The sequence below is a fragment of the Nocardioides conyzicola genome (genome assembly GCF_039543825.1).
Lineage (GTDB): Bacteria > Actinomycetota > Actinomycetes > Propionibacteriales > Nocardioidaceae > Nocardioides > Nocardioides conyzicola.
The window spans coordinates 2,780,296-2,800,846 of sequence record NZ_BAABKM010000002.1 but is presented as its reverse complement, the minus strand read 5'-3'; the positions used below and the strand labels follow the sequence as shown (position 1 = coordinate 2,800,846).

18 protein-coding genes are annotated in these 20,551 nt (G+C 71.4%); 6 read left to right on the top strand and 12 right to left on the bottom strand.

Going from position 1 to position 20,551, the window contains the following annotated elements; all coding sequences use genetic code 11:
* Positions 1-11: 11 nt before the first annotated feature.
* From ABEA34_RS16695 to trhA, 4 genes are all read left to right on the top strand, one after another.
* Positions 12-1,655, top strand: coding sequence for an acetyl-CoA acetyltransferase (locus ABEA34_RS16695; protein ID WP_345522525.1), 1,644 nt, complete (start codon positions 12-14; stop codon positions 1,653-1,655).
* Between the two features lie 226 nt (positions 1,656-1,881).
* Positions 1,882-2,616 (top strand): GAF and ANTAR domain-containing protein, encoded by a 735-nt coding sequence (locus ABEA34_RS16690; RefSeq protein WP_345522524.1) that lies wholly within the window; start codon positions 1,882-1,884, stop codon positions 2,614-2,616.
* A gap of 47 nt (positions 2,617-2,663) precedes the next feature.
* Complete coding sequence (locus ABEA34_RS16685; protein WP_345522523.1) at positions 2,664-3,377, top strand: GAF and ANTAR domain-containing protein; 714 nt, start codon at positions 2,664-2,666, stop codon at positions 3,375-3,377.
* An 80-nt stretch (positions 3,378-3,457) separates the two neighbouring features.
* Positions 3,458-4,252, top strand: a complete 795-nt coding sequence (gene trhA / locus ABEA34_RS16680; RefSeq protein WP_345522522.1) for a PAQR family membrane homeostasis protein TrhA — start codon at positions 3,458-3,460, stop codon at positions 4,250-4,252.
* Between the two features lie 25 nt (positions 4,253-4,277).
* Here the strand turns inward: trhA and araA are convergent, their stop codons facing one another.
* From araA to ABEA34_RS16630, 10 genes are all read right to left on the bottom strand, one after another.
* Positions 4,278-5,780: an L-arabinose isomerase gene (gene araA, locus ABEA34_RS16675; protein ID WP_345522521.1), complete on the bottom strand. Its 1,503-nt coding sequence runs from the start codon at positions 5,778-5,780 to the stop codon at positions 4,278-4,280.
* Positions 5,777-6,466 carry an L-ribulose-5-phosphate 4-epimerase gene (locus ABEA34_RS16670; RefSeq protein ID WP_345522519.1) on the bottom strand — a complete coding sequence of 230 codons (690 nt, stop codon included), beginning with the start codon at positions 6,464-6,466 and terminating at the stop codon, positions 5,777-5,779. Before ABEA34_RS16670 ends, araA begins: the two co-directional genes overlap by 4 nt.
* Positions 6,466-8,154 (bottom strand): ribulokinase, encoded by a 1,689-nt coding sequence (gene araB / locus ABEA34_RS16665; protein WP_345522517.1) that lies wholly within the window; start codon positions 8,152-8,154, stop codon positions 6,466-6,468. The genes ABEA34_RS16670 and araB overlap by 1 nt, the downstream gene beginning before the upstream one ends.
* 3 nt (positions 8,155-8,157) lie before the next feature.
* Positions 8,158-9,204, bottom strand: coding sequence for a LacI family DNA-binding transcriptional regulator (locus ABEA34_RS16660; protein WP_345522515.1), 1,047 nt, complete (start codon positions 9,202-9,204; stop codon positions 8,158-8,160).
* Complete coding sequence (gene yjfF, locus ABEA34_RS16655; RefSeq protein WP_345522513.1) at positions 9,201-10,202, bottom strand: galactofuranose ABC transporter, permease protein YjfF; 1,002 nt, start codon at positions 10,200-10,202, stop codon at positions 9,201-9,203. Before yjfF ends, ABEA34_RS16660 begins: the two co-directional genes overlap by 4 nt.
* Complete coding sequence (locus ABEA34_RS16650) at positions 10,199-11,254, bottom strand: ABC transporter permease (protein ID WP_345522512.1); 1,056 nt, start codon at positions 11,252-11,254, stop codon at positions 10,199-10,201. The genes yjfF and ABEA34_RS16650 overlap by 4 nt, the downstream gene beginning before the upstream one ends.
* A complete protein-coding gene (locus tag ABEA34_RS16645) occupies positions 11,247-12,836 on the bottom strand; it encodes a sugar ABC transporter ATP-binding protein (RefSeq protein ID WP_345522511.1) in 1,590 nt (529 codons plus the stop codon). The genes ABEA34_RS16650 and ABEA34_RS16645 overlap by 8 nt, the downstream gene beginning before the upstream one ends.
* Positions 12,837-12,948: 112 nt before the next feature.
* Positions 12,949-13,953, bottom strand: a complete 1,005-nt coding sequence (locus ABEA34_RS16640) for an ABC transporter substrate-binding protein (protein WP_345522510.1) — start codon at positions 13,951-13,953, stop codon at positions 12,949-12,951.
* Between the two features lie 124 nt (positions 13,954-14,077).
* Positions 14,078-15,169: an aldose epimerase family protein gene (locus ABEA34_RS16635; RefSeq protein ID WP_345522509.1), complete on the bottom strand. Its 1,092-nt coding sequence runs from the start codon at positions 15,167-15,169 to the stop codon at positions 14,078-14,080.
* Between the two features lie 16 nt (positions 15,170-15,185).
* Complete coding sequence (locus tag ABEA34_RS16630; RefSeq protein WP_345522507.1) at positions 15,186-16,220, bottom strand: LacI family DNA-binding transcriptional regulator; 1,035 nt, start codon at positions 16,218-16,220, stop codon at positions 15,186-15,188.
* Positions 16,221-16,370: 150 nt separating this feature from the next.
* Here ABEA34_RS16630 and ABEA34_RS16625 point away from each other — a divergent pair, with 150 nt between their 5' ends.
* A complete protein-coding gene (locus tag ABEA34_RS16625) occupies positions 16,371-18,839 on the top strand; it encodes an Ig-like domain-containing protein (RefSeq protein ID WP_345522506.1) in 2,469 nt (822 codons plus the stop codon).
* 2 nt (positions 18,840-18,841) lie between these two features.
* Here the strand turns inward: ABEA34_RS16625 and ABEA34_RS16620 are convergent, their stop codons facing one another.
* Together ABEA34_RS16620 and mca are read right to left on the bottom strand one after the other, a co-directional pair.
* Complete coding sequence (locus tag ABEA34_RS16620) at positions 18,842-19,093, bottom strand: hypothetical protein (RefSeq protein ID WP_345522505.1); 252 nt, start codon at positions 19,091-19,093, stop codon at positions 18,842-18,844.
* 12 nt (positions 19,094-19,105) lie between these two features.
* Positions 19,106-19,957 (bottom strand): mycothiol conjugate amidase Mca, encoded by an 852-nt coding sequence (mca, locus tag ABEA34_RS16615; RefSeq protein WP_345522807.1) that lies wholly within the window; start codon positions 19,955-19,957, stop codon positions 19,106-19,108.
* Between the two features lie 65 nt (positions 19,958-20,022).
* On the opposite strand from mca, the gene ABEA34_RS16610 reads away from it, so the two are divergent.
* Complete coding sequence (locus ABEA34_RS16610; RefSeq protein ID WP_345522504.1) at positions 20,023-20,421, top strand: DUF4307 domain-containing protein; 399 nt, start codon at positions 20,023-20,025, stop codon at positions 20,419-20,421.
* Positions 20,422-20,551 lie beyond the last annotated feature (130 nt).

Below are 20,551 nucleotides of genomic sequence, written 5' to 3'. Positions count from 1 at the left end.
ACGGTCTCGCCATGCCTGCCAGCGACCTCGACCCCACCACGCCCGTGCTCGTCGGTGTCGGCCAGTGCGCCGAGCGGATCGACGACCCGGGCTACGAGGGCCTCTCGGCGGCCGACCTCGCGGGCCGCGCGGCGGCGTACGCCCTCGCCGACACGGGTGCACCGGTCGCGGCGGTCGCGGCCGCGATCGACACCATCGCCGGGGTCCGCCAGTTCGAGACGTCCACGCCGATCGCGGAGGCTCCGCTGGGTCGGGCCGACAACTTCCCGCGGGCGGTGGCGGCGCGGATCGGCGCCGACCCGGCCCACGCGATCCTCGAGGTGGTCGGCGGCCAGGCGCCACAGCGGCTGGTCACCGAGATGGCCGCCGCCATCGCGGCCGGCGAGCGCGAGGTCGTGCTGGTCGCCGGCTCGGAGGCCATCTCGACGACCCGGCACTTCACGGACGCCGAGGGCGCACCAGACTTCACCGAAGAGGTCGGCGGTCAGCTCGAGGACCGCGGCATCGGCCTGCGCGGGCTGGTCACCTGGCACACCGCGATCCACGGCATGACGGACGCACCGATCCAGTACGCGCTCTTCGAGAACGCCCGTCGCGCCCGGCTCGGCCTGAGCCGGGAGGAGTACGCCGCCGGGATGGGCGAGCTGTTCGCGCCGTTCAGCCAGGTAGCGGCCGGCAACCCGCTCTCGGCGGCGCCGACGTCGCGGACGGCGTCGGAGCTGGCGACGCCGACCGATCGCAACCGCCCGATCGTCGACCCCTACCCGCGCTTCCTGATCGCGCGCGACCAGGTCAACCAGGGCGCCGCCGCCCTGCTCATGTCGGTCGGCGCCGCACGGTGGCTCGGCGTACCCGAGGACCGGTGGGTGTTCCTGCACGGCCACGCCGACCTCCGCGCTCCCGACCTCCTCGACCGGGAGGACCTGAGCAGCTACCCGACCGCCGTGCTCGCCGTCCAGGAGGCCCTGGACGTCGCCGGGGTCGGGCTGGCCGACCTCACGTTCCTCGACCTCTACTCGTGCTTCCCAGTCGCGGTCTCCACCGTGCTGGAGGGCCTCGACCTCGACGTCGACGACCCCCGCGGCTTCACGGTGACCGGCGGCCTGCCGTTCTTCGGCGGCGCCGGCAACAACTACTCGATGCACGCCATCGCCGAGGCGGTGCAGCGCTGCCGGACCGACCCGGGCGAGCTCGGCCTGGTCACCGCCAACGGCGGCATGCAGGCGAAGTACTCCGTCGGCGTCTACTCCGCCCGCCCGGCCCCGTGGCGGGCGGACCGCAGCGCCGAGCTGCAGGCCGAGATCGACGCCTGGCCGGTGCCCGCCTTCACCGAGCACCCCGAGGGCTGGGCCACCATCGAGACGTACGCCGTGCGCTACGGCCGTAGCGGCCGCCGGTCCGGCATCGTGGTCGGCCGGCTCGACCACACGGGCGAGCGCTTCCTGTCCACCCCGCTCGAGGACGACACCGAGGTCCTCGACCTCCTCGCGGCCCCCGACCCGATCGGCCAGCGGGTCTACGTGCGCTCGCTCAAGCACGGCAACCGGGTGGCGACCACGCGGGAGGCGATCGACGCCGTGCACCCCGACGGCGCCACCGACGCCGACCGCGCCGAGACCGCCCGCCAGGCCGCGGAGTTCGAGAAGGTCCTCTGACTGGGTGTGTCCCGTTTCTCCGGCCCACCGGCCGGAGAGTCCGTACGCACTCCCACGCATGCCGATGTCCAGGCGCTAGCCGAGGCGGCTCGCGAGAGCCGGCGGGCGTCGTCGAAGGACTTTCTTCCCATCTGGGCCGAGCTGGCGGGTAACCTCATCATGATCGACCGTCGACCAGGACCCTGCCGACGCCCGTACGTCATCGATGTCGAGAAGTCAGGTCCCGATGGCAGATGCCGAGCTGACACGTCATCGTGTCGAGCGTCTGCTGCGCGCCCAACGGGGCAACGGCGACGTCGGCGGCGGGACTGTTGCCACCCTCGAGCGGTTGTGCCGCTGTGTGTGTCAGGACCTGGACCTCTTCGGTGCCGCCGTGACGCTGATGCCCGGTACGGAGACCCATGTCGTGTCGGCGGCATCGGGACCCGGTTCACGGCGCCTGGAGGAGTCACAGTTCGGTGCCGGGGAGGGCCCGACGTCAGCCGCGTTCGCGTCTCGCCGTCCGGTCCTTGTCGCGGACCTGAGGGTGGAGGGGGCGTTGCGGTGGCCCGGATGGGTGGCGGAGGCCCTGGATGCCGGGGTGAACGCGGTGTACGCGTTCCCGTTGCAGGTCGGGGCGTCCGTGTTCGGTGTCCTGGCGTTGTACGCCGCCGACAGCCCGGGACTGGATACAGAGGGGCTGCACACGGCGCTGGTGTTCGCGGACCTGGCCACCGAGACCCTTCTGGACAGCTCCATGCCAACGGACGGCCTCCAGCTGGAGCACGATCTGGACAAGACCCTCGGAACGCATGCGCACATCTACCAGGCGCAGGGCATGCTGATGGTGGACCTCGGGATCTCGCTGGCGGAGGCGCTTGCGCGGATGCGGGCACATGCCTGGGCGACCGGACAGGACCTCGCGACGTTGGCCGGCGAGATCGTGGCCGGACGGCTCACTCTCCCCCGAGATGAGCACTGATTTGTTGTGTCACAGTCTTCGACGACGAGAAGTGAGGCATACCAGCCATGATCTCCGTGACGGACCTTTCCGACTTCTTCGTCGAGGTCGCTGACACCCTGGTCGACGAGTTCGACGTCGTCGACTTCCTCGACAACCTCACCGCGAAAGCAGCCGTGGTCAGCAGCGCGGCCGCCGTCGGGCTGGTGCTCTCCGACCACCGCGGCCGGGTCCGGTTCATGGCATCGAGCAACGAGTCCGGCAAGATGCTCGAGCTCCTGCAGATCCAGAACCAAGAAGGGCCGTGCCTCGACTGCCTGACAACCGGCGTACCCGTCGTGAATGCGGACCTGGCGCACGCCGGCGACCGGTGGCCGACCTTCGCGCCGCGCGCCATCGAGGCTGGGTTCCAGTCGGTGCACGCGTTTCCGATGAGACTGCGCGACCAGGTCATCGGTGCGTTGAACCTGTTCGGGGCCGAGGACACGCGCTTCGAGGCGGACGAGGTGAAGGTCGTCCAGGCTCTCGCCGACGTTGCCACGATCGCCATCCTGCATGAACGGAACCTCGGTCAAGCCGAGGTGCTCACCGAGCAGCTGCAGAGCGCGCTGAACAGCCGGGTCGTCATCGAGCAGGCGAAGGGGGCGCTCGCTCAGGCTGACCGGATCTCGACATCGGACGCGTTCGACGTGATGCGTTCACGCGCCCGGTCGTCCAGGCGTCGCCTGGTTGACGTCGCGCAGGAGGTTCTGGCCGGGCTGGAGAACCCTGACCGAACGTGAACCACCCCGGAGCTACTGTGTGACGAATGGTCGGCTGGTTGCCGGCCTGACCCTACCTGGATGTCACGCGCCCGGACCTCGTGCGTCGCCGTCGGAGAACCCGCGCCATGCGACCACTCAACGCCAACGACCGCACTACGCCGAGGTCATCGGATGCCCCGTCCAGGGACGTGCCGGAACTGGCCGTCGCCCTCGCGGGCCATCTGCGGGAGTCGATGGCGGACGTCAAACCGCACCTGCGCGGTTGGCTCCACCTCGGTACGGTGCCGCTGACGATCGCCGCCGGCGTCGTCCTGGTCGTGTTGTCCCCGAACGCCACCGCGAGGACCGGGTCGGCGGTGTTCATGGCGTCGGCTCTGGTGCTGTTCGGGGTCTCGGCCGCGTACCACTGTGGCACCTGGTCACCGCGTGCTCGGCGCATGCTGCGGCGGCTCGACCACTGCAACATCTTCGTGCTCATCGCCGGTTCCTGCACCGCGGCCGCCCTGCTCCTGCTCGACGGGACGGAACGAACGGTGCTGTTGGTCATGGTCTGGTCGAGCGCCGCGCTCGGTGTGGGTGCCCGGTTCCTGTGGCCCGACGCGCCGCGGTGGCTGTCGCCGCCGGTCTACGTCGGATGCGGCCTGGGAGCCGTGGTGTTCTTCCCCGACTTCGTCGACGGGGCCACGCGTCTCGGTGATGCGGGTGTCGCAGCTCTGGTGCTGCTGAGCGTCGGGAGTGCGTTGTACATCGTGGGCGCGGTGGTCTACGGGTTGCGCCGGCCTGACCCGTGGCCGAAGTGGTTCGGCTTCCACGAGGTGTTCCACACGTTCACCGTGTTCGCGTTCGCCGCGCACTACATCGGCATCTCGGCGGCGACGTACGCGCTGCGCTGACGCCCCGCGCGACGTGTCCGGCAGGCTAGAGCCCCTCGGCCAGCCGCCGGTACGCCGCGCTCCAGCGCAGCTCCTGCTGGAAACGCCGGGTCGTGGTGTCGGCGTCGATGACGAGCGCCTCGACGCCGGTCATCTCGGAGAAGTCCTCCCAGACCTCGCGGCCGACGGCCTTCGACAGCACCGTGTGGTGCGGGGCACCTGCCATCAGCCAGGCCTCGGCGGAGACGGACAGCGACGGCCGCGGCTCCCAGACGGCGCAGGCGACGGGCAGGTGGGGGAGGGCCTCGTCGGGCTCGACCACGTCGATCTCGTTGAGGGTCAGCCGCAGCCGGTCGCCGAGGTCGGAGAGACCGACGACCACGGCCTCGCCGGGCGCGGCGGTGAAGCGGAGCCGCACCGGGTCCTCGCGGCCGCCGATCGACAGCGGGTGGATCTCCAGGGACGGACGGGCCCCCGCGATCGACGGGCAGACCTCGAGCATGTGCGCGCCGAGCACCTTCTCGGCGCCCGGCACGAGGTGGTACGTGTAGTCCTCCATGAACGAGCTGCCGCCCGGCTCGCCGCCCTCCATCACCTTCGCGGCGCGCAGCAGCACCGACGTCTTCCAGTCGCCCTCGCCGCCGAAGCCGTAGCCGTCGGCCATCAGCCGTTGCACGGCGAGACCGGGCAGCTGACGCAGGCCGCCGAGGTCCTCGAAGTTGGTGGTGAAGGCGCCGAAGCCGCCCTCGGTGAGGAACGAGCGCAGGCCGAGCTCGATGCGCGCGCCGTAGCGCAGCGACTCGTGCCGCGCCCCGCCCGGCAGCAGCTCGGGCGCCACGGCGTACGTGTCGGCGTACTCCGTGACCAGCTTGTCGATCTCGTCGCCGCCGACCCGGTCCACGACCGCGACCAGGTCGTTGACGCCGTGCGTGTTGACGGCGACGCCGAAGCGCCGCTGCGCCTCCACCTTGTCGCCCTCGGTGACCGCGACGTTGCGCATGTTGTCGCCGAAGCGCACCAGCCTGAGCTGCCGCAGCTCGTGGCGACCGAGCGCCGCGCGCGCCCAGAGCGCCGTACGCCGGGCCACCTCGGGCGAGCGCACGTGCCCGGCGACCGTCTTGCGGGCGATGCCCAGCCGGGTCTGGATGTAGCCGTGCTCGCGGTCGCCGTGCGCGGCCTGGTTGAGGTTCATGAAGTCCATGTCGATCGTGGACCACGGCAGCTCCATGCCGGCCTGCGTGTGCAGGTGCAGCAGCGGCTTCTGGAGCGCGTCGAGGCCGGCGATCCACATCTTGGCCGGCGAGAACGTGTGCATCCAGGTGATGACGCCGACGCACTCCGGAGCGCTGTTGGCCTCGAGCATCTGCCGGTGGATCGCGGCCGCGTCCAGGAGCACCGGCTTCCACACGACGGTCACGGGCATGGTCGAGCCGAGCTCGCGGGCGACCGTCTGCGACTGCTCGGCGACCTGCTCGAGCGTCTCCGGTCCGTACATCCCCTGGCTCCCGGTCAGGAACCAGATCTCGGCGGGCGTGGAGCTCGTGGTCATCGGCGGTCCTTCTGCTGTCCGTAGACGTTCTGGTAGCGGTCGTGGAGCGAGTCGATGTCGGACGGGTCGATGACGAGCGGTGCGCCGAGCTGCCGGGCGATGTGCACGGTGCGGGCGACGTCCTCGCACATCACCGCGGCCTTGACGGCCGCGCGGGCGGTCGGCCCGACGGTGAAGACGCCGTGGTTCTGCATCAGCACGGCCGGCGAGCGGCTCCCCCGCAGCGTCTCGACGATGCCGCGGCCGATCGAGTCGTCGCCGATGACCGCGAACGGCCCGACCGGGATCTCCCCGCCGAACTCGTCGGCACCCATCGTGAGCACGCACGGGACCGGCTCGCCCCGCGCCGCCCAGGCGGTGGCGTACGTCGAGTGCGTGTGCACGACCCCGCCGACCTCGGGCAGGTGGCGGTAGACGTAGGCCTGCGCCTCCGTGTCCGACGACGGCGCGTGCTCGCCGTCGACCACCGCGCCGTTCAGGTCGCAGACCACCATGTTGTCGGGCGTCAGGTCGTCGTACGACACCCCGCTCGGCTTGATCACCAGCAGGTCGTGGCCGGGCACCCGCGCCGACACGTTGCCCGCGGTCCACACGACCAGCTGGTAGCGCGTCAGCTCGGCGTGCAGGGCGGCGACGTCGCGGCGGACGGCGGCGATCGTGGCCTGGGTGTCGGTGACGGCCGTCATCACGCCTCCCCCGATGCCCGGGCCGTACGACGACGCTCGACCGCGGCCCGGCGGATCGCCTTGAGCCGCCGCATCGCCCGGTCCCGGCGCCCGAAGTGGTCGTGCAGGGCGAGGTACTCCTCGAAGAGCGCGTCGTAGACCTCCGCCCGGGCGTCGTCGGGGACGTACGCCGCGCGCTCGACCTTGCCCATGCTCTTGGCGGCCGTCGCGACGTCGGCGTAGGCGCCGGCGGCGACGGCGGCGTGGATCGCCGCTCCCAGCGCCGGGCCCTGCTCGGAGCCGATCACCGACAGCGGCAGCCGGGTCACGTCGGCGTAGATCTGCATGAGCAGCCGGTTCTTGGCCAGGCCGCCGGCGACGATGAACTCCTCGACCGGCACCCCGCTGTCGCGGAACGTCTCCACGATCACCCGGGTGCCGAACGCGGTCGCCTCGAGCAGCGCGCGGTAGACGTCCTCGGCCCGGGTCGCCAGGGTCTGGCCGACCACGAGTCCCGTGAGCTCGTGGTCGACCAGCACCGAGCGGTTGCCGCTGTGCCAGTCGAGGGCGACCAGCCCGTGCTCGCCGACCTCCTGCCGCGCGGCGAGGTCCGTGAGCAGCTCGTGCAGGCTCTGCCCCGCGGCCGCCGCCTGCTCGGCGTACGACGCGGGCACGGAGGTCTCGGTGAACCAGCCGAAGATGTCGCCGACCCCGCTCTGGCCGGCCTCGTAGCCCCAGGCGCCGGCGACGATGCCGCCGTCGACGACGCCGCACATGCCGGGCACCTCGCGCAGCACGTCGGAGCTCATGATGTGGCAGGTCGAGGTGCCCATGATCGCGACCATCTGGCCGGGCCCGACCGCCTGGGCGGCGGGTGCGGTGACGTGCGCGTCCACGTTGCCGACGGCGACCGCGATGCCCTCCGGCAGCCCGGTCCACGCCGCCGCCTCGGCGGTGAGCGAGCCGGCCCGGTCGCCGAGCTGGCCGATCGGCTGGTCGAGCTTGTCGGCGACGAAGACCCCGAAGCCGGGCGCCAGCTCCTCGAGGAACTCCTCCGACGGGTAGCCGCCCTCCTGGAGCTGCCCCTTGTAGCCAGCAGAGCACGCGTTGCGGACGTAGGTCCCGCACAGCTGCCACACGATCCAGTCGGCCGCCTCGACGAAGCGCTCCATCCGGTCGTACGCCGCGCGGTCACCCTCGAACAGCTCGAGGCCCTTGGCGAGCTCCCACTCCGACGAGATCAGGCCGCCGTACCGCGGCAGCCACGTCTCCCCCCGGTCGGTGGCGAGCCGGTTGATCCGGTCCGCCTGCGGCTGCGCGGCGTGGTGCTTCCACAGCTTCACGTAGGCGTGCGGGCGGCCGGCGTACTCGGGCAGCTCGGAGAGCGGGGTGCCGTCGGCGAGCGTCGGCACCATGGTGCAGGCGGTGAAGTCGGTGGCGATGCCGATGACGTCCGCGGCGTCGATGCCGGCCGCGGCCACCGCTGCCGGCACCGCGGTGCGCAGCACCTCGCGGTAGTCCTCGGGCACCTGGAGCGCCCAGTCGGGCGCGAGCTCGGTGCCGTCCGGGAGCGTCCGCTCGAGCACCCCGTGCGGGTAGGCGTGGGTCGCGGTGCCGACCTCGGCACCGTCCGCCACGCGCACCACCACGGCGCGGCCGGACAGGGTGCCGAAGTCGACCCCGACGACGTACTGGTCCCGCTGGGACATCTCCTACTTCCTCTTCTTCGGTCGGGGGGCGGGCACGCTGCTGCTGGCGCGCACGACGAGCTCGGGGCTGATCAGCCGCTCGGGCGCCGGCTCGCCCGCCAGCGCGGCCTGGATGATCTCGATGGCGCGGTGGCCCACGGCGGTGAAGTCCTGGCGCACCGTCGTCAGCGGCGGGATGAGGTACGCCGCCTCCGGGATGTCGTCGAAGCCGACGACGCTGACGTCGTCGGGGACGGACCGGCCGGCCTCGTTGAGGGCGCGGAGCAGGCCGAGCGCCATCTGGTCGTTGGCGCAGAAGACGGCGCGCACGCCGTGGTCGCGGGCGATCTCGAGGCCCGCCTCGTAGCCGCTGCGCGCCGACCAGTCGCCCTTGAGGTGCTGCGTGGGCTGCAGACCCGCGGCCCGCATCGCCTGCTGCCAGCCCCGCTTGCGGGAGCGTGCCTCGGTCCAGGACGGCGGCCCGCCGAGGTGCACGATCTCGGTGTGCCCGAGGTCGATGAGGTGCTGGGTGCCGAGCGCCGCACCGGCCACCTGGTCGACGCCGACCGTCCAGCGGGTCTTCGCCTCGTCGCCCTCGACCACGATCACCGGGATGCCGAGGTCCTCCTGCGCCCGCGCGACGTCCAGCGCGTCGTCGGTCGCGCTGATCAGCACGATCGCCTCGACGCTCTGGTCGCGCAGGTGGCTGATCGCGTCGGCGAGCTCCTCGCGGGTCAGGCTCTGCAGGTTGGCCGAGCTGACGAAGTAGCCCGCCTCCCGGCCGGCGGCCTGGATCGTCCGGTGCACGGTGCTCGGCCCCCAGTAGCCCGCCTTCGAGCCGATCACCCCGATGGTCGCCGAGCGTCGGGTCACCAGGGCACGGGCCGCGGTGTTGGGGCGGTAGCCGAGCTGGCGGATCGCCTTCAGCACCCGCTCGCGGGTCTCCGGACGGAGGTTGGTCTGGCCGTTGACGACCCGCGAGACCGTCTGGTGCGAGACCCCGGCGAGGCGGGCGACATCGGCCATCACCGGCGTCCTGTCGGCCGGTGGGCGCCGGGCGGTCTCGGTCACGACTGCCGCCGCGTGGCGAAGCGCTGCACGACGACGAACGCGAGCAGCAGCGCGCCGGTGATGATCCGGATCCAGTACGAGCTCAGGGTGCCGTCGAAGGAGATCAGGGTCTTGATCATCCCGAGCACCATGACGCCGAGCAGCGAGCCGACGACGTACCCACGGCCACCGGTGAGCAGCGTGCCGCCGATGACGACCGCCGCGATCGCGTCGAGCTCGGTGCCGACCGCGTGGAGGCTGTTGCCGGACAGGATGTAGAAGGAGAACAGCAGCCCGCCGAGCGCCGCGCAGAAGCCGCTGATCACGTAGACGCCGACCTTGGTGAAGGCCACCCGCAGCCCCATCAGCATGGCCGAGCTCTCGTTGCCGCCGATGGCGTAGACGGTCCGGCCGAAGCGGGTCCGGGCGAGGACGTACGCCGCGACCACGACCGTCAGCAGGGCGATGATCGCCGTCCAGCGGAGGTAGTAGTCGCCGAAGGTGACCTGCTTGAACGCCAGCTCGGTGAAGGTCGTGTCGCTGATCGGGATCGACTCGACGCTGATCAGGAAGGTCAGGCCGCGCGCCAGAAAGAGCCCCGCCAGCGTGGCGATGAAGGGCTGGATGTCGAAGTAGTGGATGAGCAGGCCCATCAGCAGCCCGAGCAGGGTGCCGGTGGCGAGCACCGCCGCCATGGAGAGGTACGGCGGCCAGCCCAGCTGGAGGGTCTTGGCGGCGATCATCGTGGACAGCGCCACCACCGACCCGACCGACAGGTCGATGCCGCCGGTGAGGATCACGAAGGTCATGCCGACCGCGAGCACGATCAGGAAGGCGTTGTCGATCAGCAGGCTGAGCACGACCTGCGGGTCGGAGAAGCCCTCGTAGCGGACGCCGCCGACCGCGAACATGCCGACGAGCAGGGCCAGCGTCGCGATCACCGGCAGGAAGCGCGGCGGCGGGCTGTAGCCGCGGACGCGGTCCCAGACGGAGCCGACGGGGACGGTGGTGGCGCTCATGCCGGGCCTGCCTTCGCGAGAGCGGGGACGGGTGAGGCGGGTCGGCGGATCCTGAACAGCGCGCGCATCTTCGGCGACTGGAGCAGGCACACGGCGATCACGACCACCGCCTTGAAGAGGTAGTTGAGCTCGGACGGGATGCCGATGTTGGGGATCGTGCGCGCCAGGGTCGCGATGAAGAGCGCCCCGACCAGGGTTCCCGTGAGCGAGAACCGGCCCCCGGCGAGCGACGTGCCGCCGATGACGACGGCCAGGATGGCGTCGAGCTCGATCCACAGGCCCAGGCTGTTGGCGTTGACCGAGTTGGTGTTGGCGGCGATGACCAGGCCGGCGAAGCCGGCGCAGAACCCGGAGAACGCGTAGACGGTCCAGATGATGGTGCGGGAGCGCACGCCGGCGAGCCGGCTGGCCTCGGGGTTGATGCCGACGGCCTCGATGAGCATGCCGAGCGCCGTACGACGGGTGAGGACCGCTGTCAGGGTGAAGACCCCGAGCGCGATGATGAAGGCCAGCGGCAGGGTCAGCGCGTAGCCGGTCGCCAGGTCGCTGAACCAGCTGTTGCGGACCGTGGTGATCTGCCCGTCGGTGATGGCCATCGAGATGCCGCGGCCGGCCACCATCAGCACCAGCGTGGCGATGATCGGCTGGATGCCGAGCACCGAGACCAGGAAGCCGTTCCAGGCGCCGAGCACGATGCAGACGGCGACCGCGTAGGTGCACGCCATCACCGCGGTGGTGAGCGCGCCCTCGTCGCCGGCGCCGACGATCCGGGTGCAGGCGACCGCCGCCGAGATGGCGGCGATCGCGCCGACGGAGAGGTCGATCCCGCGGGTGGCGATGACCAGCGTCATGCCCAGGGCGACCAGCAGGACCGGCGCGCTGTTGCGCACGATGTCGATGAGGTTGCCGTAGAGGTGGCCGTCCTGCATCCGGATGTCGAGGAAGGACGGGTTCGCGAGCACGTTGACGACCAGCAGGGCGAGCAGGGCCAGGACCGGCCACAGCAGCGGCTGCCGGAGGAGCCGCTGGGCGAGGGTGGGAGTCTCAGGCACGGGGTTCCTCCGCCTGCTCGGCGCGGGCCTCGCCCGCGATGATCTCGAGGACGTCGCTGACGCTGACGTCCTGGTTGGGCCGCTCGTCGATCTTGCGGCGGTCCCGCATCACGACCAGCCGGTCGCTGAGGCGCAGCACCTCCTCGAGCTCGGCGGAGATGAAGACGACTGCCATGCCCTGGGCGGCCAGCTCGGCCACCTTGGCCTGGATCTGCGCCTTGGCGCCGATGTCGATGCCGCGCGTGGGCTCGTCGAGGACCAGGATCTCGGGCTGGGTGATCAGCCACCGGGCCAGCAGCACCTTCTGCTGGTTGCCTCCCGAGAGGTTGCGCATCAGCGCGGTCGGGTCGGTCGGCCGGATGTCGAGCGCGGCGATGTACTGCTCGACCAGCTTGGTCCGGGTCACCTGCGGGATCGGTCGCAGCCACCCACGGGAGGCCTGCAGGGCGAGCAGCATGTTGTCCGCCACGGTGAGGTCACCGACGATGCCCTCGGCCTTGCGGTCCTCGCTGGAGAAGGCGACCTTGCGGTCGATCGCGTGCCGGGGGCTGCGCAGCCGACGGCGCTCTGAGTGGATGACGACCTCGCCGGTGTCGGCCGTGTCGGCGCCGAAGAGCAGGCGGGCGAGCTCGGTGCGCCCCGAGCCCAGCAGGCCCGCGAGGCCGATCACCTCGCCGGCGTACAGGTCGAGGTCGGTCGCCTCGAGCGAGCCCTTCCGGCCCACCCCGAGCGCCTTGAGCACCGGGGCGCCCGACTCGTCGGCCGTCCGGGCGCTGACCTTGCGGTCGAGCCGCTCGAGCGCCTCGAGCTCGCGGCCGATCATCAGCTTGACCAGCTCGAGCTGGGTGGTGTCGGCGACCATCCGCTCCTCGACCAGCCTGCCGTTGCGCAGGATCGTCATCCGGTCGGCGATCTCGTAGACCTGGTCGAGGAAGTGGGACACGAAGACGATCGCGACGCCCTGCTCGCGCAGGCGGCGCATCACCTCGAACAGCTTCGCCACCTCGTCGGCGTCGAGGCTGGAGGTCGGCTCGTCGAGGATCAGCACGCGCGCCTCGACGTCGACGGCGCGGGCGATCGCGACGAGCTGCTGGACGGCGATGGGATGCTGGCCGAGCTCGGAGGTCGGGTCGATGTCGATGCCGAGGCTCTCGAGGGTGGCGCGGGCCCGGCGGTTCATCGCCCGGACCTGGATCGCGCCGAACCGGCGCGGCTCGCGGCCCAGCAACATGTTCTCGGCGACGGTGAGGTTGGGGAGCAGGTTCACCTCTTGGTAGACCGTGCTGATGCCGGCCGCCTGCGACGCCGCCGGGGAGCCGAACTCGTGCTGCTCACCGTCGACCACGACGGTGCCCTCGTCGATCGAGTAGACGCCGGTCAGGGCCTTGATCAGCGTCGACTTCCCGGCGCCGTTCTCGCCCATCAGCGCGTGCACCTCACCGGGGAGGAGCCGCAGCGAGACCTGGTCGAGCGCCCGGACGTTGCCGAAGGTGATCGAGATGTCGCGCATCTCGACCACCGGGCGCGGCGCGCCGGACGGGGCCGACGGACCGTTCGCGAGCTGGTGGTCCATCTGGGTCATCTCGCTCCCTTCGCGAGTGATCGTGGTGGTGACGGCGGCGACGCCGGGCCCGACCCAGAGGTCGTGGGAGGACCCGGCGCCGCCGTACGTCGTGCTGCTCAGGCGCGAGCGATCAGTACTGCCGGTCCGGCAGGGCCGCCGTCGCCTGCTCCTGGTCGAAGGTCGTCTCCTCGGTCAGGATCCGGGGCTCGACCTCCTCGCCGTCGAGCACCTTCTTGGCGACGTCCATCAGCTGCGGTCCGAGGAGCGGGCTGCACTCCACGATGAAGTTGATCTTGCCGTCGGACAGAGCCTGCATGCCGTCGTGCACGGCGTCCACCGTGACGATCTTGATGTCCTTGCCGGGCTTCAGGCCGGCGGCCTCGATCGCCTCGATCGCGCCGAGGCCCATGTCGTCGTTCTGCGCGAACAGGACGTCGATGTGGTCACCGGACTGCAGGAAGGACTCCATGACCTGCTTGCCACCGTCGCGGGTGAAGTCGCCGGTCTGCGAGGCGACCACCTTGATGGACGGGTCGGCCTTGATGGTGTCCGCGAAGCCCTCGCCGCGGTCGATGGCCGGCGCGGCGCCGGTCGTGCCCTCGAGCTGGACGACGTTGATGGCACCATCGCCGTCCGTGTCGGCGTCGGCCGCGTTGTCCACGACCCACTGGCCGGCCTTCTGGCCCTCGACGACGAAGTCCGAGCCGAGGAAGGTCTTGTAGAGCGACGTGTCCTTGGAGTCGACCGCGCGGTCGGTCAGGATGACCGGGATCCCGGCGGCCTTGGCCTCGTTGAGCACGGCGTCCCAGCCGGTCTCGACGACCGGGCTGAAGGCGATGACGTCGACCTTCTGCTGGATGTAGGAGCGGATCGCCTGGATCTGGTTCTCCTGCTTGCCCTGCGCGTCGGTGAACTTGAGCTCGATGCCCGCGTCCTTGGCCGAGTCCTGGATCGACTTGGTGTTGGCCGTGCGCCAGCCGCTCTCGGCGCCGACCTGGGCGAAGCCCATCGTGATCGTGCCGCCGCCGCCGCTGTCCGAGGCCTTGTCGCCGCCGTCGGAGTCACTGCCGCAGGCGGTGAGCGCGAACGCGCTCAGGGTGATCGCGCTCGCCGCGATCAGGGTCTTCTTCAGCACTGGTATTCCTCCAGATCGTCGGGCTCTCCACCCTGTGACCGGTGTCACTGAGCGACGAGTGTGAGCGCTAACATTCGCCGCCGTCAACCCTTGTGACCAGATTGTTCCTAGGAAATGTGAGCGCTCACTTCGCGACCCGGGAATCGGAACGATCCAAGGCCCCGTCCGGCTCCCCCGGACCGAGGTCCCACTCCAGCGTCGCGCGGTACGCCGTACCCGGTCCCACCTGCGCCGACGGCCACTCGGGTCGGTTCGGGGAGTCGGGGAAGAGCTGCGGCTCGAGGGCGATGCCGTCGCCCTGGCGGTAGCGCCCGCCGCGGGTCGAGCGGCGGCTGCCGTCGAGGTTGTTGCCGGTGTAGACCTGCAGCCCGGGCTGGTCCGACCGCAGCACGAGCCGGACCCCGGACCGCGGTGAGGAGAGCACCGCGTGGACCCGCAGCCCCGTCCCCCGGACCACGAAGTTGTGGTCGATCCCCCGGGCCTCGACGACCTGCGGGTGCTCGGCGCGCACCGCCGAACCGATCGCCGTCGGGTCGCGGAGGTCGAACGGCGTGCCCGCCACCGGTGCGTGCTCTCCGAACGGGATGCCGGTGCTGTCGACCGGCGTGAACGCGTCCGCGGCGACCGTCAGCAGGTGGTCGTCGACCGTCCTCGCACCCTCGCCGTCGAGGTTGAAGTAGGCGTGGTTGGTCAGGTTCAGCACGGTCGGCGCGTCGGTGGTCGCCTCCATCTCGACCCGCACCACGTCGCCGACGACCCGGTAGCGGACGAGCACCGAGACGGTCCCCGGGAAGCCCTGGTCGCCGTCCGGGCTGACCAGCGAGAGCGCCACCTCGTCGGGCCGGTGCTCGACGACCTCCCAGAGCCGGCGGTCGAAGCCCTCGGGTCCGCCGTGCAGGCTGTTGCCGCGGTCGTGGGCGCCGACGACGACCTCGCGCCCGTCGAGCGGGAAGCGCCCGCCGGCGATCCGGTTGGCGTAGCGGCCGATGGTGCCGCCGACGTAGTCGGTGCTGGCGAGACGCTCCTCGACGGTCGCGTGGCCGAGCACCACGTTGCGCCGTGCGCCGTCGCGACCGGCCACCTCCAGCCGGTGCACGGCGGCGCCGAGGGTGAGGATCTCGACGACCGGGCCGGGGGCCGAGCCGATGGTCAGCGCCCGCACGTCGCGGCCGTCGGGGAGCGTGCCGTACGGACGTCCGGGGAGCACCTGCGTCATGATGTGAACGTTAACATCAGGCGCGGGTCGGAGCCCCCGACGACGACCGGACGACCAGGCTCGGCTGGAGCAGCTCGGTGGCCGGCTCGGCCTCGCCGCGCAGTGCCCTCAGCACCAGGTCGACGGCACTCGTCCCGAGCTGCGAGAACGCCTGGTTGACGGTGGTCAGGCCGGGCCAGTAGAAGTCCGCCTCGGGCACGTCGTCGAAGCCGACCACGCTGACGTCGCCGGGCACGGCCCGCCCGTGCTCGTGCAGCGCCTTGAGCACGCCGAGCGCCATCGCGTCGTTGGCGGCGAAGACCGCGGTGACGTCGTCGCGGGCGGCAATCTCCACCCCCGCGCGGTGGCCGCTCTCGGCCGTCCAGTCCCCTGCGATCTCCGGCCCCGGCAGGAGGCCGCGCGTCTCGTGCTCGCGCAGCCAGCCGGCGCGTCGCTGCACGCCCTCGACCCAGTCCAGCGGACCGGTCACGTGGGCCACCTCGGCGTGGCCGAGGTCGAGCAGGTGCCGGACCGCCAGGCTGGCGCCGAGCTCCTGGTCGATGCCGGCCGCCAGCGGCTCCCCCGGCGTGACGCCCTGGACGATCACGACCGGGATCGGCAGGTCGAGGGCCCGGGTCGCGTCGAGGGCGTCGCGGTGCGCGACCGCGACCACGATCGCCTCGACCGCCTGGTCGAGCAGCCGGTCCACGGCCTCGTGCAGCGTCTCCGCGGAGATCTCCTCGAGACCGGCCAGGGACACCTCGTAGCCGCGCTGGTGCGCCGCGTGGTGCACCGCGGCGCTGATCATCGTCGGCCCGTGCAGGGCCAGGTGCGCGGAGATCATGCCGATGCGGCCGGAGCGGTTGGTGGCGAGCGAGCGGGCGGCGGAGTTGCGTCGGTAGCCGAGCTCGCGGATCGCGTCGAGCACCCGGGTCCGGGTCGCCTCCTTCACGAGCGAGGCGTCGTTGAGGACGCGCGAGACCGTCTGGTGCGAGACACCGGCCAGCGCGGCCACGTCCGCCATGCTCGGCGGCCGCCCCCGCGGTCCCGGCGCTGCCCCCACTTCCGCCATGGAGGCATCGTAGGACTCGGGGGCGAGGCAGGGGCGGTCCGGATCGCCCCCGACCGACGGGCTTTCACCGTTTCAGCCACCAGCGCGCCCCGCTCCTGGTTTCCTGTGGTCGGCACGTTGCTTCATCTCGACCGACGACTGGAGCACGACGTGACGAAGACCCTCAGCTCGATCCTGGTCGGCGCCCTCGCCGCCACTCTCCTGGTCTCCACCCCCGGCCCCTCGTCGGCGGCCGTGACGACCGAGGGCTTCGAGTCCGCCGTGCCGACGGGCTGGACGGTCAAGAACAACAGCGCGCCAGTCGGAACCACGACCGTCCTCCAGGGCGAGACGACCGCGTTCTCCGCCCACGACGGGCCGGCGACGTCGTACGCCGCGATGAACTACCAATCCGTGGGCAGCGGTGCCCAACCCACCATCAGCACCTGGCTGATCACGCCGAGGTACACCTCCCTGAGCAACGGCGACGCCTGGTCGTTCTTCACGCGGAAGGCCCCGGAGACCCTGAACTACCCGGACCGGCTCGAGGTGCGGTTGTCGACCAACGGCGGCTGCAGCCCGGGCGCCGGCGCCAGCTCCGTCGGAGACTTCACGACCTTGCTCCTGACGATCAACCCGACGCTCACGGTCGCGGTGTATCCCACCGTCTGGACCCAGTTCCAGGGCGCGCTGTCCGGCATCACCGGTGGCGCCAAGGCCGGCTGCCTCGCGTTCCGCTACTACGTCAGCGACGCCGGGGTCAGCGGGCACAACGGCGACTACATCGGCATCGACACCTACAGCTTCGACGACCAGCCGGCCGACACCACCCCGCCCGACACGACGATCACCTCGGGGCCGACCGGGATCACGACCGACCCGACGCCCACCTTCGCCTTCGCCTCGACGGAGGCCGGCTCGACCTTCGCGTGCTCGCTCGACGGCGCGGCCTACGGCGCCTGCTCGGGTCCGGGTGCCAGTCATACATCCGTGACGCTGGACGAAGGTGCACACACCTTCGCGGTCCGCGCGACCGACGACATGGCCAACACCGATCCGACGCCGGCGACCAGGTCGTTCATCGTCGATGCGGCCCTTCCTGACACGACGATCACCTCCGGACCCGGTGGACCGACGAACGACTCGACCCCCACCTTCGCCTTCAACTCGACCGAGGCCGACGTGACCTTCGCGTGCTCGTTGGACGAGGCGCCCTACGAGGTCTGCTCCGAGCCCGACGGGCACACCACGTCGGTCCTGGCCGACGGTCCGCACACGTTCACCGTGCGCGCGACCGACACGGCCGGCCACGTCGAGGACCCTCCGGCGACGAGGTCGTTCACGGTCGACACCAACGTCCCCGACACGTCGATCACCTCCGGCCCCGACGGTCTGACCAACGACCCGACACCCACGTGGGGGATCGCGTCGACGGACGAGGGCGGGACCTTCGAGTGCTCGGTCGACCAGGCGGAGTTCAGCGCCTGCGACGCGCCCGAGGTCACGCTCCCGACGCTGAGCGACGGCGAACACGGGGTGTCGGTCCGCGCCATCGACGCCGCGGGCAACGTGGACCCCACGCCCGCGGTCAGGCAGCTCACCGTCGATACCGCGGCGCCAGAGACCATGATCGAGGCGGTCCCGGCCTATCTCCCGGACTCCACTCCCACGTTCGGGCTCACCGCCGGCGACGGCGTCTCGACGTACGAGTGTGCGCTGGACGGCGCGGAGTTCGTCGCGTGCGCGGGGACGGACGGCAGGTTCACCGCACCGCTCCTCGCCGACGGGATGCACACGCTCGCGGTGCGCGCCACCGACCCGGCAGGCAACACCGACCCCGAGGCGGCCCAGGTCGCCTTCACCGTCGACACTGCGGCGCCCAGCACCAGCATCGCGTCCGGTCCGCCTGCGTTCACGAGCAGCACCGCGGCGACCTTCGCCTTCACGTCCACCGAGACCGGCTCGACGTACGAGTGCTCCGTCGACGGCGCGGCGTACGCCGCTTGCTCGGGACCGGGCACCACCCACACCACCACAGCCCTGGCCGACGGGGCGCACTCGTTCGCGGTCCGCGCCACCGACCGGGCGGGCAACGTCGGTGCCACTCCGAGCCAGGTCGTGTTCACGGTCGACACGGCGGCCCCCGACACCACCATCGCGTCCGGTCCGACCGGCGACACCCCGAGCACGCAGCCGACGTTCACCTTCACGGCCACCGAGACCGGCTCGACGTACGAGTGCTCGCTCGACGGCGCTGCGTACGCCGCCTGCTCGGGGCCAGGCGCCGCGCACACCACCCAGGTCCTGGCGGTGGGCGCGCACACCTTCGTGGTGCGCGCCATCGACCGGGCCGGCAACGCAGACCAGGTCCCGGCGATCAGGAGCTTCACCGTCGTCTCGCCCCCGCCGAGCTGCTCCGCCGACAAGGCGAGCGTGACGAAGGCGAGAGCGGCTGTCACGAAGGCGACCGCCGCGCTGACCAAGGCCACCAAGAAGCTGAAGGCCGCCAAGAAGGCCGGCAACCGCAAGGCGATCGCGCAGGCGAAGAAGAAGGTCGCCACCGCGACCAAGGCGGTGAAGGCGGCGAAGCGCACCCTCGCCGTCGCGACCGGCAGGCTGACCGCCTGCCAGGTCGGCTGACCCTAGGCCTGGGGGCGGTCCGGGGTCTGCTCGGGCATCGGGACCGGCTTCTTGTCGGACGGGTCGTAGAGCCCGGCCTCCTCGGCCGCGTCGACCTTGCGCAGCTGCTTGACCAGGCTCCAGCCGAGGAACGCGACCGCCAGGATCAGGCCGATGAAGATCGCGAACGCGACCCAGCCCGCCTTGACGTCGTTGGCCTCCGGGACGTCATCGACGAACGAGAGCACCTGGGGAAGGACGGTCAGCACCTGCATGCGCTCAGTCTCTCACTGCGGGTCGGTGATGCCCGCGAAGAGGTCGTCCTCGGGGAGCTGGGAGGCGACCTTGCTCTCGACGAGCTCGAAGTCCTCGGTCGGCCAGACCTCGGCCTGGAGCTCGCGCGGGATCGCGAACCAGAAGCCGTCCGGGTCGATCTGCGTCGCGTGCGCCAGGAGCGCCTGGTCGCGCACGCCGAAGTAGTCGGAGCACGGCACCCGGGTCGTGACCCGGGCCTCCCACTCGGGCTCGTCCTTCCACTCGGCGAGCCGCTCCGCCCACGGCGACTCCAGCCCGTGGGCGATCATCGCGTCGTGGGTCGCCTGGATCCGGGCCTTGTTGAAGGAGTGGTGGTAGTAGAGCTTGAGCACCTGCCACGGCTCCCCCAGCTCGGGGTAGCGGTCCGGGTCGGCCGCCGCCCGGAACGCCTCGACGCTGATCTCGTGGCACTTGATGTGGTCGGGGTGCGGGTAGCCGCCGCGCTCGTCGTACGTCGTCAGGACGTGCGGACGGAACTCGCGGATCAGCCGCACCAGCGGCGCCACGGCCTCCTCGAGCGGGACCAGCGCGAAGCAGCCCTCCGGGAGCGGCGGCTTGGGGTCACCCTCGGGCCAGCCGGAGTCGATGAAGCCCAGCCAGTCCTGGCGGATGCCGAGGATGTCGCGGGCCCGCTCCATCTCCTGGCGCCGGATCTCGGTGATGTTCTCGAGGATGTCGGGCCGGTCCATCTTGGGGTTGAGGATCGAGCCGCGCTCGCCGCCGGTGCAGGTCGCGACGTGCACGTCGACACCTTGGGCGACGTACATCGCGGTGCTCGCCGCACCCTTGCTCGACTCGTCGTCGGGGTGGGCATGGACATGCATGAGCCGGAGGCCGGCGCGGGAGGGGTGCTGCGTCACCCGGTCATCCTAGGTGGGAGGATTTCGCGGTGACCCAGCCGACCGACCTCGCCGACCGGTACGGCGCGCCCGCGCCGTGGCGGCGCCGGGTGCTGATCGCCGGCAGCGTCGTCGTCGCGGCGGCGTTCCTGGGCTGGCTGGGCTGGACGATCTGGGACCAGTCGACCCCGCAGGTGCGCTCCGACATCGTCGGCTACAAGATCGTCGACCAGCACCAGGCGACGGCGACGGTCGAGGTGCGGCTGGCCGACGACGGGGTCGTCGCGAGCTGCACGCTCCGGGCGTTCGCCGAGGACCACACCGTCGTGGGCGAGAGGGTGTTCGTCCCCAGGGACGGCCAGAGCGACCTGGACGTGCGCACCGAGCGCCTCGCCACGTCGGTCGAGCTGCTCGGCTGCACCGCCCCCGGGCAGAGCCACCCGCGCTGAACATCGGCGTTTGGGGGCGTCCGTTGTTAGACTCCTCGGTCTGACGCTCCCCGCAGGGCCGTCGTGGACGGCCCGGCGCGATCGCCCATCTTCCGATCGGGCACCGTGTCGTTTACCGGCATCCAGCGCG